The organism is Microbulbifer maximicatervae (SeqCode), from assembly GCF_052467225.1.
Map to the genome: position 1 here is coordinate 2,130,805 of NZ_CP174303.1, position 14,555 is coordinate 2,145,359.

Genomic DNA, 14,555 nt, shown 5'->3' on the forward strand with positions numbered 1-14,555 from the left:
ACGAAAAAAGTAATGATTCTGCCGGGTGACGGCATTGGTCCGGAAATTGTTGAACAAGCCATGGCGGTGCTGGAAGTTGCATCGGGAAAATTCAATCTGGGGCTCAGTTTTGAGCAGGGCCTGATTGGTGGCTCGTCTATCGATGCCCACGGTGAGCCTCTGACCGACGAAACTCTGAAGGCGGCGGGTGACTGCGATGCGGTGCTGCTCGGTGCGGTAGGTGGCCCCCAGTGGGATACCCTGGAGCGGGAAATTCGCCCGGAAAAAGGCCTGTTAAAAATTCGCAGTGGCCTGGGCCTCTACGCGAATCTGCGCCCGGCGATTCTCTACCCACAACTGGCCGATGCCTCTTCGTTAAAGCCTGAAGTGGTCGCCGGCTTGGATATTCTGATTGTGCGCGAATTGACCGGCGGCATTTACTTTGGTGAGCCGCGCGGTATCAAGACATTGGAAAATGGTGAGCGCCAAGGCTTTAACACCTACGTGTACAGCGAATCAGAAATTGAACGCATTGCCCGCTCTGCCTTTGAGGCGGCACAAAAACGCAATGGCAAACTCTGTTCTGTAGACAAAGCCAATGTACTAGAAGTGACCGTGCTCTGGCGCGAGGTGTTGGATCGTCTGGCTCCGGAATACCCCGATGTAGAGCTGTCCCATATGTACGTGGACAACGCGGCGATGCAATTGGTGCGGGCGCCCAAGCAGTTTGATGTGATGGTAACCGGCAATATGTTTGGCGATATCCTCTCCGATGCTGCCGCCATGCTTACCGGTTCCATTGGTATGCTGCCCTCCGCCTCCTTGAACGAAAGCGGTTTTGGTCTTTACGAGCCCTGCCATGGCTCTGCTCCGGATATTGCTGGACAGGGTATCGCCAACCCGCTGGCGACTATTTTGTCTGCAGCCATGATGTTGCGTTATTCCCTCGATATGAATGAGGCTGCAGATGCGATTGAAGCAGCAGTGAGCAAGGTGTTGGAGCAGGGTTTGCGCACTGCCGATATTTATACCGACGGCTGCCAGAAAGTCTCTACCGCAGAGATGGGCGCTGCCGTTGTAGCCGCACTTTAAGTTTCGATTCCACAAGTTTCGATTCCACTATCGCGCCGCTTTCCCGGCGGCGCACTTTGACCACCTCACATACAGGACACCGCAATGCAAAAAATAGGTTTTATCGGCTGGCGCGGCATGGTCGGCTCGGTATTACTGGAGCGCATGCGAGCAGAGGATGACTTTGCCCATATCGCCGAACCGGTTTTTTTCTCAACTTCCAACGCCGGAGGCACGGCGCCGGACATCGGCAGGCCCCTGCCGCCACTGGGCGATGCTTACGATATTGATGCACTGATCCAGCTGGATGCGATTGTCAGCTGTCAGGGTGGCGATTACACCAAGGAAGTTTTTACCCGCTTGCGAGAGGCCGGTTGGCAGGGTTACTGGATTGATGCGGCTTCCAGCCTGCGAATGCAGGACGATGCTGTGATCGTGCTGGACCCGGTTAATCGCGATGTGATTGATCGCGCGATTGATGCCGGACAGAAAAACTTTATCGGCGGCAACTGCACAGTGAGCCTGATGTTGATGGCTCTGGGTGGACTGTTTAAGGCGGGCATGGTCGAGTGGGTTACCGCCATGACTTACCAGGCGGCCAGCGGTGCCGGTGCGCGCAATATGCGCGAGTTGATTGCGCAGATGGGTGCGCTGCGCGATGGTGTGGCAACAGAGCTGGCCGACCCCGCCAGTGCCATTCTGGAGATTGATCGCAAAGTAGCAGCAGATATGCGTTCAGCAGAATTCCCCACCGCAGAATTTGGCGCGCCACTGGCAGGCAGTTTGTTGCCCTGGATCGATACCCAGTTGGAGAATGGCCAGAGCCGCGAAGAGTGGAAGGCGCAAGTTGAAGCAAACAAGATTTTACAGACCGAAACCCCGATTCCTGTGGACGGCACTTGTGTACGTATCGGTGCCATGCGCTGCCACAGCCAGGCTTTCACCATAAAATTGAAAAAAGATTTGCCACTTGCCGACATTGAACAATTGTTAAATGGTGCCAACGACTGGGTAAATGTGGTGCCCAATGAGCGTGAGGCTACGGTGCAGAACCTGACGCCAACAGCAGTTACCGGAAAGTTGGATATTCCTGTTGGTCGACTGCGTAAATTGAGCGTTGGTCCAGAGTACTTAAACGCCTTTACTGTAGGGGATCAGCTGCTTTGGGGCGCCGCAGAACCCCTGCGCAGAATCCTGCTGATTTTACTCGGCAAACTGTAACTGGTACGAACCTGAGTAAGTCCTCTACTAAGAGTGGAAATAGGCCACTTTAGTGGAGGACTTTTTGCCAAGCTGTGAACTTCTTCGCGTAAAAAACGGCTACTGTTTGTCATAGCGCCTTTTTCGAATTTTCCCCACGGGTATAATCGCCCCTCATTTTTCCCTTTCCAATTCAATGAAGTGATTTGCCATGTCCGAAGCCACCCGCGAACTGGTCATTGTCGGTGTTGATAACGCCGCCTTTGGTCCCCTGCTGGAAGTACTCGAAGAGCGTGAAGTAATTTCCGCCGAGCAGCTGAGTTTGCTGGAGACTGACGAACGGGAAGTAGACCCCCAGGTATTTGCCAATCGCAATATTCCGGTGGAGTCCCTGGAGAAATTTACATTTAACGATAAGCAGGTCGTGATTCTGCTGAGCGCCGGCGAAGCCGTTGAAGCTGCCATGGCTGCCGCAGAACAAAATGGCGCCTGGATTGTAGACGTGGCCAACAACACCCGTGGCGATGAAAGTGTTGCCCTGGTACACCCAATGTTTAACAGCGGTGAACTCGCTTCTGCCGAGCGCCGCGTTGTTGCGCTGCCAAGTGCCGGCGCCTCCATTGTGGCGGAAGCCCTGGCGCCCCTGAAAGATAAACTGCAAGCGGTAGAGGTACAGCTCAATCAGCCGGTGTCTGCTCTGGGCAAGGCCGCAATTGATGCAATGGCGGCACAAACCGCGCGGATGTTTAGTGGCCAGGACGCAGAAATTGATCCTGAGATTGGCCACCGATTGGCGTTTAACCAGCTCAGTGCTTGCGAGGCTCTGCTCGCCAGTGGCCACACCCTCAGTGAGCTGACTTTGGTTCACGACCTGCGCCGCTTATTTGGAGACGCGGTAGCAGTCGATGCCAGCATCAATACGGTCTCTGTTTTCCACGGTCAGCTAGCTAATTTGGGCGTCGCTTTATCTGAAGATGTCGATCTGGAAAAAGTGCGTGCGCTGCTGGCAAATGGCGCTGGCCTCAAAATGGCGGAGCAGCCCTCGGCAGAAAGTGCGGTGGGCAGTGACGTGACAATCATCGGCCGCTTGCGCCAAAGTCTACTCAACAAGCGACAGTTAAATCTTTGTGCGGTGTCTGACAACCTGCGTAAAGATGTAGCAATAAACTGTGCACAAATTGCCCACTTGTTGCTAAAAAACTACTGATATTTAATACTTAGCGGCCATAGTGAAGGTGTAATCTTAACTTTGGCCTGGCTGAGGCTGGCGAAAAATTCGCCATAGTTGGCGGCTGCCTAAACGGCGGCTAATTAGTTGAACGATTACCGTTCAGTAATGGGGATATTCTGAAGGCGCGCTTTTCGGAAACCCTGGGAAGGTTCTAACAATAAAGGGAATCGGATATGCGTGTGCGTAAGTTGGCACTTGCAGTTGGTCTAGTCGGTGCACTGGGAAGCAACGCGGCTCTGGCGCTTGGACTAGGTGAGATCAAGCTCAACTCGACCCTTAACCAGCCTCTCGATGCGGAAATCGGACTGCTGCAGACTCGCGGTTTGGAAGATACCGAAATTAGGGTTCGCCTCGCAGGTCCTGAAGAATTCGAACGCGCTGGTGTCGAGCGCTCTTACCTCCTTACTTCTTTAAGTTTTGAAGTGGACTACTCCGGTGGCAAGCCGGTTATCCGCATTTCCAGTCGCGACGCCATTCGCGAACCTTTTTTGAATTTCCTGGTTGAGACTCGCTGGCCCAGTGGCCGTCTACTGCGCGAATATACGCTGCTGATGGACCTGCCGGCGTTTTCCCCAACGGCTGCGCAACAACCCGTGCGCGCAGCTGAGCGTGAGCGGCAGCAAGTGCGTCGCACTACCCCAGTTCAGCAGCCCCAGCCTCGCACAACACCGGCCCCGGCTGCTCGTCAGGCACCGGCCGAACCAGCCCCAACTGAAAGGGCTGCCCCAGAAACTCGCGAGCCCGCTCGTCCGCAGCCACGTTATACGACTACAGACACCAACGAAAGCAATAGCCAGGTATATGGCCCGGTAAGCTCCTCCGATACATTGTGGGAAATCGCGCTGCAAAATCGCGCCAGTCGCGAGTTCTCTGTTCAGCAGACCATGCTGGCGATTCAAAGGCTGAATCCAGAAGCCTTTATTAATGACAATATCAACCTGTTGAAGAAAGGTGCCGTACTGCGCCTGCCTAACTCCGAGGATTTGCGCACTCTGACTATGACGGAGGCGATTTCTGAGGTGGCTCAACAGAATGACTCCTGGCGCCAGCGCTCCGAAGTGGAAGTGGCTACTGGCGCACCGCTGGATGCCCGTGCGGTTGAGGAGGAGTCCTATGTCAGCGAAACGGTTGAAGGGCGCGTTAGCCTGGCTGCACCGGGGGACAATGAGTCCGTTACTTCCGGTTCTGGAGTCGGTACTGATGACAGTGAGGCGCTGGAAGGCGATCTCACAGTAGCTGAGGAAGAGCTGGATAAGTCCAAGCTCGAAAACATTGAATTGCGTGAACGTATCGCCGAGCTCGACGAGCAGATCGATACCATGGATACGCTGATTGATGTTTCCAATGAGGAACTGGCTGCGGTGCAGGCCGCCGCGGAGCAGTCAGACGTGTTGCTCGACCCCACTGAGGCGGATGACGTTGAAGTAGAGTCTTTAGATGACAGTCTGACTGTTGAAGACAGCGAAGAGTTTGATGTTGCTGCTGATACGGAAGAAGAAACTGTTGAAGCCGAACCAGCTCCAGCAGAGGCGCGTAACCGTGTAGTTGAAGTTCAAACCAAGCCCAAGCCAACCTTTATGGAGCAGCTGGCCGATAACGGAATGCTGATTGGCTTGGGTGGTGCGGGTCTGCTGGCCGCTATATTTGGCCTGTTCACCTGGCGTCGCCGCAAGGCTGAACAAGAGGCGCAGCAGGAACTTGAACAGCAGATGGCTATGGAACAAGAGCCGCTGGATATTCCTGAGGATATTGCCGAACCCGATGAAACTCTCGCTGCAGTTGAGAGCATGGAGGCAGACGATACCTTCGATCTGGGCGATCTCGGCGATGTAGGCACTGATGACCCAATTTCTGAAGCGGAGATTCACCTGTCCCTGGGGCAGTATGAGGAAGCGGAAAGCAAGCTGCTGCTGGGCCTGGAAAAGGACCCGCAGGTAGTCGATGCGCGCCTGATGTTGATGGAGGTTTACGCCCACAACCAGGACGTTGAAAAGTTTGACGATCACTACCGCCAGCTGCTTAGCATCAGCGACGGTCCTGCTGCCGATCGCGCCGCCCGCCTGCGTGAATCCATTGCTGGTGCGCCGGATTTTGAAGCCCCAGCTATGGGGCTTTCCAATGAGTCCTTCGAAGCGGCGCAGCTCGACGATATCGGCGCGGCCCTGGACGATGACTTCACCAGCGCCGAGCCGGGACTGGTTGGTAGCGGTGACGCGCTGGAGCCGGATACCTCTCTCCTCGATGACCTGACTATGGATCTGTCATTGGATCAGGAAAGCTCTGATTCTGAGCAGGAGCTGTCCCTGGATCTGGAGTTGGATAGCAGCTTTGAAGAGCCGTTGCAGGCGAGCGCAGATCAAAGCGAGTCGCTGGATACCGAGTTCAATCTGGATGATTTGGACCTGGACAGTGCTCTAGACGGAGACAGCCAAGAAGTTACTGCTGAGGTATCGGAACCAGAAGTTGAAAGCGATTTAAATCTTGATGAACTTGATTTGGGTGAGTTGGACCTGGGTGATCTGGGCTCAAGTAATCAAGAGCCCGCTTTGATTGAAGACGATTTGGGGCTTGAGCTTTCTGATAACACAGAAGAGAGTGTCGATGCTCCAATAGAATTCGATACCTCTGATTTGGATCTGGATTCCCTCGACTTGGAGCCGGCGGCAGAAGAAAACTCTGAGGCCTCAGTTGAGGCCCAGCTGGAAGAAAAGGCAACTACCAGCGGTGGTTCCGTTCCGGGTTTGGATTTTGAGCTGGATCTTTCCATGATGGAGGAAGAGATTCAGCCCCAGAAAGAAGAAGAGATTTCGGTTGAGCTGGATACGGCCTTTGAATTGGATGATGCTCTGGAGCTGGATTCCGTTGACAGCGGTTTGAGCGAGGAGATCTCCCTGGCAGAAGGAGTCTCCTCTGCCCAGGAGTCTGCAGAAGAGTTATCCATGGATGACTTCTCTGATGGCGATCTGGAGATGATCGGCGGCGACTTGGATTCCGACCTGGATCTTGACGGTATCGACCTGGATGATATTGCTGCGGATCTCAACGCAACTGAGCAGCCCTCGGCAGAGGTAGCCGCGGCCAGCAGTGAGCCGGCAGCAGATTTATCCCTCGATGCTGACTTGGATACTCTCGATGCTGCAGGTATGGAGCTGGCCGGGGCTAGCGACCTGGACTTCAATGCGGATGCAATCGAAGAGGAGTTTTCCCTGGAGGATGAGCTGGCTCTCATCGATGAATCCACTGAGGGTGATTTGACTCTTGAGCCAGAACCCCTGGTTGAAGCTAAGCCTGAAGCGACAGAGCAGGTTGAGGCGATTGTCGAAAAGCCGTCAGATTCTGACTTTGGTGACCTCGACTTCAACCTGGAAAGCGACCTCAATTCAGAGTTGAGTTTGCTGGAAGGCGGCGATGAGATGGCGACCAAGTTGGAGTTGGCTCAAGCTTATATGGATATGGGTGACGAAGAGGGCGCTAAGGATATCCTCAAAGAGGTAGCCCAGGATGGTGGCGGTGAGCACAAAGACCGCGCCGAGGAAATGCTGGAGCGGATGGTGTAAGCTAGCAGCGTATTCCGTTTTTGAAAAAAACCTCGCACTGGTTGCGAGGTTTTTTTATGTTTACCGGGAAGTTCCCGGCAGTGATTTTTACCCGGCGCAGTCGCAGCGGGGAGAGCAAGTGGTTTTGGTGATATGAGTCAGGTGACGCAGAGGGAATATATTTACAAGCCCAATGGGGAGGTCCCTGAAGGTGAGGGGCTGCCCGAAGGGCTGCGCCGCATAGCCCTGGGCGTTGAATACTGCGGAGCCAAACTGCACGGTTTCCAGAAGCAGAAGTCTGCATCGGAGACTGTCCAGGCTTATCTGGAGCGGGCTTTATCCACTATTGCAGCGGAGGATGTGACCTTGGTTTGTGCCGGGCGTACTGATGCGGGCGTTCATGCTACCAATCAGGTCATTCACTTTGATACCCGAGCGCAGCGCCCGGACCGCGCCTGGGTGCAGGGAGTTAATACCAAGTTGCCGGATTCAGTGCGGGTGCGCTGGGCTCGGGAAATGCCGGCGCAGTTCCATGCACGTTTTTCCGCTCACGCACGCAGTTATCGCTACCTGATCCACAGCGCACCGACCCGCTCGGCCCACAGCGCCGCTGAGGTAACCTGGACCCAGCACTCACTGGACTTGGAGGCGATGAGTGAGGGAGCCAGCTACTTGATTGGCCGCCACGACTTCACCAGCTACCGTGCCTCTCAGTGCCAGGCCAAGAGCCCGGTGCGCGAAATTACCCGCCTGGATATTGCTCCAGTGGGTCAGCTGGTTGCCTTGGAAATTAGTGCTAACGCATTCCTTCACCATATGGTGCGCAATATCACCGGGGTTTTGATGGCTGTGGGGCGAGGTGAGCGTCCACCAATTTGGGTAAAAGAGGTGCTGGATCAGCGGGACCGCTCCGCCGGAGGCGTGACTGCACCGCCGTTTGGCTTGTATCTCGTTGATGTGCGCTATCCGGATCATTTCCAGCTTCCCCAATGTGAGCCTGGGCCACTGCTGGTGCCACAGCCTTTGGGTGCTTTGCTTTCCAGTTAGACTGCTGAATTTTTCGAGGCTAAAGCAAATCTGGGAGAGGGCGTGCATTTCGCGCCTTCTGACTATCTGCTAGTATCCGTCGTTCCCTCTTTTGATCGGCCAGCCGGCTGAGTCCAGGTTACACGATGCAAGTAAAAATATGCGGCATCACTTGTATAGAAGATGCCCTGATGGCTGTAGATGCAGGTGCCGACGCGTTGGGCCTGGTATTTTATAAGCCGAGCCCGCGCTATATCGATCTTGATATGGCAGCTAAAGTTGCAGCGGCAGTTCCCCCATTTGTCACCCTGACGGGGTTATTTGTCGATGCGGCACAGAGTGAGGTGGACGCTGTACTGGAATCGGTGCCGCTTAACCTGTTGCAATTCCACGGCGATGAAAGTGCCCGTTTCTGCGAACAATTCCGGCGTCCCTATATCAAAGCGTTGCGGATGAAAGATGACCTCGATGTCAAAGCCGCAATGACTGAGCACCCCAAAGCCCGGGGTTTTCTATTGGATGCCTACAGGCCTGGTGTCCCTGGTGGTACCGGAGAGACCTTTGATTGGGACAGGGTTCCTCAAGATAGCAGTCGCCCGATCGTTCTTGCCGGTGGCTTGAATCCCGCGAATGTAACTGCAGCAGTAGAAGCTGCGCGCCCACAGGGGGTGGATGTGAGCGGAGGTGTAGAGCGTCAGCCGGGACGCAAGGATCGAGAAAAAGTTTTTGCGTTTGTCAGCGCGGCGAAGAGATAGATTTAGAGGCGGTACCGGAAGTGCCGCCCGCCGGCTTGGCCGGCGCGAGCCAGTAAATACCAGTAGATCGACGCATCTGCGCCAGTATTTTCTGGCGACGTTTGAATAGTTCAGGAAGAACTACGGCTAATAGTATTGAAGCGGCACAGGGAAGTGTCGCCCGCCGGCTTGGCCGGCGCGAGTCAGCAAATACCAGCAGATCGACGCATCTGCGCCAGTATTTTCTGGCGACGTTTGAATAGTTCAGGAAGAGCTAGGGCTAATAGTATTGAAGCGGCACAGGGAAGTGCCGCCCGCCGGCTTGGCCGGCGCGAGCCAGCAAATACCAGCAGATCGACGCATCTGCGCCAGTATTTTCTGGCGACGTTTGAATAGTTCAGGAAGAACTACGGCTAATAGTATTGAAGCGGCACAGGGAAGTGCCGCCCGCCGGCTTGGCCGGCGCGAGCCAGCAAATACCAGCAGATCGACGCATCTGCGCCAGTGTTTTCTGGCGACGTTTGAATAGTTCAGGAAGAACTATTCAAACAGTAGGTAAACAGAAAGAAAGTTTTAACCCCACGTGACCCACGGAGTATGAGTGTGAGTAAGCCAGGTGCTATCGATTTTTCCACCTTCCCGGATGCGAGCGGACATTTTGGTCCCTACGGCGGTCGCTTTGTATCGGAGACGCTGATCAGCGCATTGGATGAGCTTCAGGCAATGTACAGCCGCCTGAAAGATGATCCGGATTTTGTCGCTGCCTTTGATCACGATCTGGCGCACTACGTAGGCCGGCCATCGCCGCTGTATCTTGCTGAGCGACTGACTGAGCAGGCGGGCGGTGCGCGAATCTGGCTTAAGAGGGAAGACCTGAACCATACCGGTGCGCACAAGGTAAATAACACGGTGGGCCAGGCACTGCTGGCGAAACACAGCGGTAAAACCCGTGTTATTGCCGAAACCGGCGCTGGTCAACACGGTGTGGCTACGGCAACCGTGGCGGCGCGTCTCGGTTTGCAGTGTACGGTTTATATGGGTGCGGAAGACGTTAAGCGCCAGTCTCCCAACGTATACCGTATGAAACTGCTGGGGGCAGAAGTGGTGCCGGTGGAATCCGGTTCCAAGACCCTAAAGGACGCCATGAATGAAGCCATGCGCGATTGGGTAACCAATGTCGATAATACTTTCTACATTATCGGCACTGTGGCTGGTCCTCACCCTTATCCGCAATTGGTGCGCGACTTCAACTCTATTATCGGCCGTGAAGCCCGTCGCCAGAGTCTGGAGCGCTTTGGCCTGTTGCCCGATGCGCTGGTGGCCTGCGTCGGTGGTGGTTCCAATGCGATCGGCCTGTTCCACCCGTTCCTGAATGACGCTGAAGTGAAAATGTTTGGTGTCGAAGCCGGCGGTGAAGGCCTGGCTTCCGGTAAGCATGCTGCACCACTGAATGATGGTATTCCCGGTGTTCTGCACGGTAACCGCACCTACCTGATGGAAGATGATGACGGCCAGATTATCGAGACTCACTCGGTTTCTGCGGGGCTCGACTACCCGGGTGTTGGCCCTGAGCACTCTTGGCTGAAAGATATCGGCCGGGTGGAATATGTCACGGCCGATGATGATGAAGCCCTGGATGCCTTCCGCCGTCTCACTCGCACTGAGGGTATTTTGCCGGCATTGGAATCCAGCCATGCAGTCGCGTACGCGCTCAAGTTGGCGGCTTCCATGAGCCCTGAGCAGAATGTCCTGGTGAATCTCTCCGGCCGAGGCGATAAGGATATTTTCACCGTTGCCGCTATCGACGGTATCGAGGTGTAGCAATATCACCGCCCGCCTCTGAGGCGGGCAAAATGGGTGAGGATCAAATAATTGAGCTGGCTTTTTGCCAGGAGTAGCTCAGGGAATAAACTGTGACAGAACAAAATAGAATTGATCGCCGCTTTGCCAAGTTGCGCGATGAGGGCCGCAAGGCGCTGGTAACTTATATTGTCGCCGGCGATGGCGGCTTGGAAAATACTGTGCCGTTGATGCATCAGTTGGTGGCCAGCGGGGCCGATGTTATTGAACTGGGGGTGCCATTTTCCGACCCCATGGCAGAGGGCCCGGTAATTCAGAAAGGGCATGAGCGCGCACTGGCCAATGGGGCTTCGCTGCGCAAATGTTTGGCATTGGTGAAAGAATTTCGTCAGTCGGATAGTGACACCCCGGTAATCCTGATGGGCTATGCCAATCCGATTCAGCGTATGGGTGAACTGGAGTTTGCTGAAGCGGCGTCCACTGCGGGTGTCGATGGTGCCCTGACCGTAGATCTGCCAGCTGAAGAGTCCGGTTCCCTGAATGCCTTTTTGGCGGAGCGCAACCTGCGCAATATCTTCCTGCTGACGCCTACCACCACTGAAGAGCGTATTCGTGAAATTACCGATGTTGCCAGTGGCTTTGTTTACTATGTATCCCTGAAAGGGGTTACCGGAGCAGGCCACCTGGATTTGGATTCAGTGCGTGACAATCTGGACCATATTCGCCAGTTTACCGATCTGCCCTTGTGTGTTGGCTTCGGTATTAAAGATGGTACCTCGGCCCGCCAGGTCAGTGCCCATGGCGACGGTGCTGTAGTCGGTAGCGTGCTGGTGTCGGCAGTAGATGCGGCGGCAGACCTGGAAGCCGCTAAAACGGCGGTTGGAGCTATTGTCAGCGAGATGCGCGAAGCCCTGGATCGCTAAAAGCAGCTATAGGTCTAAGCACAAAGCTGGCCAGAAAGCCAAAAATAGCGGCTGATCTGGCCGGGTTTGTTGTTCAGCTTAGTGTTTTAATTCCTAGCCTGAAACCCACTGGTCGGTAAAATGTGCCGGCCCAAAGAAAGCCTCCGGATTTGGAAACGAGATGAGCTGGTTAGAAAAAATTGTCCCTGCGGTAATTCGCACAGAGCGTCGCACCGGCAGCAGCAAGGTCCCCGAGGGGGTTTGGAAGAAGTGCGTCAAATGCGATGCGATGCTTTACCGCCCGGAGCTGGAACGCAATCTGGATGTGTGCCCCAAGTGCGATCACCACTTTAGAATCGGCGCCCGTCGCCGCCTGGATATATTCCTCGACGAGGAAGGTCGTGAAGAGCTGGCCACCGATGTGCAGCCGGTTGATCGCCTGAAGTTTAAAGACGTTAAAAAATATAAAGACCGCTTGGTACAGGCACAAAAGTCCACTGGTGAGAAGGATGCCCTGATCGCCATGCAGGGCAGCCTGAATGGTGCCCCCCTGGTAGCGGTAGCATTTGAGTTCGCTTTCCACGGTGGCTCCATGGGCTATGTGGTCGGCGAGCGCTTTACCCGTGCCGCTCAGCGTGCCTTGGAGCAGCGTATCCCGCTGGTTTGTTTCTCTGCTACCGGTGGTGCCCGTATGCAGGAGGCCCTGATCTCCCTGATGCAGATGGCCAAAACCTCGGCGGTGCTGGAAAAAATGAAGATGGCCGGCGTGCCATATATCTCCATTATGACCGACCCGGTTTACGGTGGTGTTTCCGCATCCCTGGCCCTGCTGGGTGATATCAACGCGGCGGAGCCCGGAGCGCGCGCTGGTTTTGCCGGCCCGAATATTATCGAGCAGACCATTCGCCAGAAATTGCCGAAAGGTTTCCAGCGCAGTGAGTTCCTGCTGGAGCACGGCGCAATTGATATGATTATTCCTCGCAAGGAAATGCGCTCTACAGTGTCCCGCATATTGGGTAAACTGACCGGCAACTGATTTCCATTCCCTTGGGGTAATGCTGTGATCAGCTTAATTTCCGCTGATTGCAGCCCCCATCATCGATGTTTTCAACTATGCCTTCACTGCAAGATTGGCTCTCCCGCCTGGAGCAGCTGCACCCTTCCGAAATTGAATTAGGTCTTGAGCGCGTCGCGTCTGTGGCCGATGCACTGGGTATCCAGAAACCGGCACCGACAGTGATTACTGTGGCGGGCACCAATGGTAAGGGTTCCTGCGTGGCGACTATGGAGGCGCTGCTGTGTAAGGGGGGGCGCTCCGTAGGCGCTTACAGTTCCCCACACCTTCTGCGCTTTAACGAGAGGGTGCGTATCGGGGGTGAAGAGGTTGCCGATAAAGATCTCGTGCTGGCGTTTGAGGCTATCGAGGTTGCTCGCGGTGAGACCAGCCTGACCTATTTTGAATACACCACCCTGGCGGCGCTCTGGTTATTTCAAAGGGCAGGCGTCGAGTTTGCACTTCTGGAAGTTGGCCTGGGTGGGCGCCTGGATGCAGTCAACCTGGTGGATGCGGATCTCGCTATTATCACCAGTGTTGCCATTGATCACGAGGACTGGCTTGGCAGTGACCGGGAAATAATCGGCCGTGAAAAAGCCGGTATCCTGCGTGCTGGGGCGCCTTTTGTCTGTGCTGATAGCAATCCCACCCAATCTGTGCTGTCTGCGTCAGAAAAATTGTCCAGTTCCAGTTACTTTATAGGTCAGGATTTCTCTCTCAATTTGGGAGAGGGTAAAAAAGAACTTTACCGTTTTGGTGAGTTGGAACTTGCGATCCCCCCGATCAACTTGCCGCGCCCGAGTATCGCTGCTGGGATTACCGCGCTGGCTCTGCTCAATGTATTGCCCCGGGGTGAGATCGAATCTGCACTGGCTGAAATTGCCCTGCCCGGGCGCTGTCAGCAGGTTCAATGGCAGGGGCGCAACCTGCTGTTGGATGTGGGGCACAATCCGGCAGCGGCCGAACACTTGGCTAAATGGCTTGCAGATCACCCTGTAGATGGTGAGACCCATGCGCTGGTAGCGGCCATGGCCGATAAGGATTTGGCGGGACTCTTCGCGCCTTTGCGGGATGTGGTGGATGCCTGGCACCCCGCAGAGTTACCGGGTAATAGCCGCGCTGCGAGCGGAGAGACCTTGCTGGAAGGTCTGGCCGCAGCAGGTGTTGAGGCAACGAACGCCGATAGCCGCTGTCCAAGCGTCGCCGATGGTTTACAACAGCTGCTGCCGACCATTGGTCCACAAGACAGGTTGCTTGTATTTGGTTCCTTCTTTACTGTGGCTGAGGTTCTGCAGCAGATGCGAGACGAAGGTAATGGAGAATTGCGAGGGTAAACCCTCCCGCCGAGGGCGATTGAACGACGGATTTAAGCAGCGCATTGTCGGTGCGCTGGTTTTGGCTGCGCTTGCCGTTATTTTCTTGCCCAGCCTGTTGGACCGGGAGGCCGCAGGCAATATCAGTGAAACCAGCCAGATTCCGGCGGAGCCGGATATACGCCCTATTGAAATTGCCGAGCCGCAACCGGTAGCGGATGCTGTGCCTGCACCGGCGCCGGGTGAGGCTTTCCAGCCGGACCTGCCAGAGAATTTCTCCAACCCGAAGGCTCCAGTAGCTGATGAGGGAGAGGAACGGTCAGAGATCGCCAAGAGTGGTGAGCCGGAGGAAAAACTGGCTGCGCCGAAGAAGGGAGCCTCGCCGCTTGTGGATGCCTATGGCCTGCCTGTGGCCTGGGTGGTTCAAGTGGCTTCCTACCGGGATGAGTCCAATGCGGACAAGCTGCGTTTGCGCCTGATGAACGAGGGCTACAGTGCCTATACTCGGGCAGTGGATACAGACAAGGGTCGCCTGGTGAGGGTCTTTGTTGGGCCAAAGGTCAACAAGGCCGATGCCCATCAGCTGAAAAAAGAACTGGATACCCTTCTGAAAGCCCAGACCCTCGTGCTTCAGTTCAAGGCCTGATCTGGCCTTTGACTTCAGGTTGCCACCATTTCAGCCCGAGGCGGACGGTGGCAACTCGCTGGC

At 55.3% G+C, this 14,555-nt stretch carries 11 protein-coding genes; all 11 read left to right on the forward strand.

The genetic code is table 11. The annotated features are described in order from the left end of the window. The first annotated feature begins 12 nt into the window (after nt 1-12). The 11 genes from leuB (at nt 13) to ACJJIZ_RS09360 (ending at nt 14,492) form a co-directional block, all read left to right on the forward strand. Complete coding sequence (gene leuB, locus ACJJIZ_RS09310; RefSeq protein ID WP_369974284.1) at nt 13-1,071, forward strand: 3-isopropylmalate dehydrogenase; 1,059 nt, start codon at nt 13-15, stop codon at nt 1,069-1,071. Nucleotides 1,072-1,155: 84 nt separating this feature from the next. Then, on the forward strand, nt 1,156-2,271 hold the full coding sequence (gene asd / locus ACJJIZ_RS09315) for an aspartate-semialdehyde dehydrogenase (protein WP_444915957.1): 1,116 nt from the start codon (nt 1,156-1,158) through the stop codon (nt 2,269-2,271). Between the two features lie 190 nt (nt 2,272-2,461). After that, on the forward strand, nt 2,462-3,457 hold the full coding sequence (locus ACJJIZ_RS09320; RefSeq protein WP_444915958.1) for an Asd/ArgC dimerization domain-containing protein: 996 nt from the start codon (nt 2,462-2,464) through the stop codon (nt 3,455-3,457). A 197-nt stretch (nt 3,458-3,654) separates the two neighbouring features. Continuing rightward, nucleotides 3,655-7,038, forward strand: a complete 3,384-nt coding sequence (locus ACJJIZ_RS09325; protein ID WP_444915959.1) for a motility hub landmark protein FimV — start codon at nt 3,655-3,657, stop codon at nt 7,036-7,038. 132 nt (nt 7,039-7,170) lie between these two features. Continuing rightward, nucleotides 7,171-8,064 (forward strand): tRNA pseudouridine(38-40) synthase TruA, encoded by an 894-nt coding sequence (truA, locus tag ACJJIZ_RS09330; protein WP_444915960.1) that lies wholly within the window; start codon nt 7,171-7,173, stop codon nt 8,062-8,064. Between the two features lie 125 nt (nt 8,065-8,189). Beyond that, nucleotides 8,190-8,798: a phosphoribosylanthranilate isomerase gene (locus tag ACJJIZ_RS09335; protein WP_108732437.1), complete on the forward strand. Its 609-nt coding sequence runs from the start codon at nt 8,190-8,192 to the stop codon at nt 8,796-8,798. A 576-nt stretch (nt 8,799-9,374) separates the two neighbouring features. Beyond that, complete coding sequence (gene trpB / locus ACJJIZ_RS09340) at nt 9,375-10,598, forward strand: tryptophan synthase subunit beta (protein WP_444915961.1); 1,224 nt, start codon at nt 9,375-9,377, stop codon at nt 10,596-10,598. Between the two features lie 92 nt (nt 10,599-10,690). Beyond that, nucleotides 10,691-11,500, forward strand: a complete 810-nt coding sequence (gene trpA, locus ACJJIZ_RS09345; protein ID WP_413664953.1) for a tryptophan synthase subunit alpha — start codon at nt 10,691-10,693, stop codon at nt 11,498-11,500. A gap of 160 nt (nt 11,501-11,660) precedes the next feature. After that, nucleotides 11,661-12,515, forward strand: a complete 855-nt coding sequence (gene accD, locus ACJJIZ_RS09350; protein ID WP_282931874.1) for an acetyl-CoA carboxylase, carboxyltransferase subunit beta — start codon at nt 11,661-11,663, stop codon at nt 12,513-12,515. A gap of 77 nt (nt 12,516-12,592) precedes the next feature. After that, nucleotides 12,593-13,867: a bifunctional tetrahydrofolate synthase/dihydrofolate synthase gene (gene folC, locus ACJJIZ_RS09355; RefSeq protein ID WP_444915962.1), complete on the forward strand. Its 1,275-nt coding sequence runs from the start codon at nt 12,593-12,595 to the stop codon at nt 13,865-13,867. After that, a complete protein-coding gene (locus tag ACJJIZ_RS09360) occupies nt 13,848-14,492 on the forward strand; it encodes an SPOR domain-containing protein (protein ID WP_444915963.1) in 645 nt (214 codons plus the stop codon). Before folC ends, ACJJIZ_RS09360 begins: the two co-directional genes overlap by 20 nt. Nucleotides 14,493-14,555: the final 63 nt, after the last annotated feature.

What these genes read in the sequence shown, in the direction of transcription:
- leuB (WP_369974284.1), top strand. Translation starts at nt 13, where the DNA reads ATGATTCTGCCGGGTGACGGCATTGGTCCGGAAATTGTTGAACAAGCC.
- asd (WP_444915957.1), top strand. Translation starts at nt 1,156, where the DNA reads ATGCAAAAAATAGGTTTTATCGGCTGGCGCGGCATGGTCGGCTCGGTA.
- ACJJIZ_RS09320 (WP_444915958.1), top strand. Translation starts at nt 2,462, where the DNA reads ATGTCCGAAGCCACCCGCGAACTGGTCATTGTCGGTGTTGATAACGCC.
- ACJJIZ_RS09325 (WP_444915959.1), top strand. Translation starts at nt 3,655, where the DNA reads ATGCGTGTGCGTAAGTTGGCACTTGCAGTTGGTCTAGTCGGTGCACTG.
- truA (WP_444915960.1), top strand. Translation starts at nt 7,171, where the DNA reads ATGAGTCAGGTGACGCAGAGGGAATATATTTACAAGCCCAATGGGGAG.
- ACJJIZ_RS09335 (WP_108732437.1), top strand. Translation starts at nt 8,190, where the DNA reads ATGCAAGTAAAAATATGCGGCATCACTTGTATAGAAGATGCCCTGATG.
- trpB (WP_444915961.1), top strand. Translation starts at nt 9,375, where the DNA reads ATGAGTGTGAGTAAGCCAGGTGCTATCGATTTTTCCACCTTCCCGGAT.
- accD (WP_282931874.1), top strand. Translation starts at nt 11,661, where the DNA reads ATGAGCTGGTTAGAAAAAATTGTCCCTGCGGTAATTCGCACAGAGCGT.
- folC (WP_444915962.1), top strand. Translation starts at nt 12,593, where the DNA reads ATGCCTTCACTGCAAGATTGGCTCTCCCGCCTGGAGCAGCTGCACCCT.
- ACJJIZ_RS09360 (WP_444915963.1), top strand. Translation starts at nt 13,848, where the DNA reads ATGGAGAATTGCGAGGGTAAACCCTCCCGCCGAGGGCGATTGAACGAC.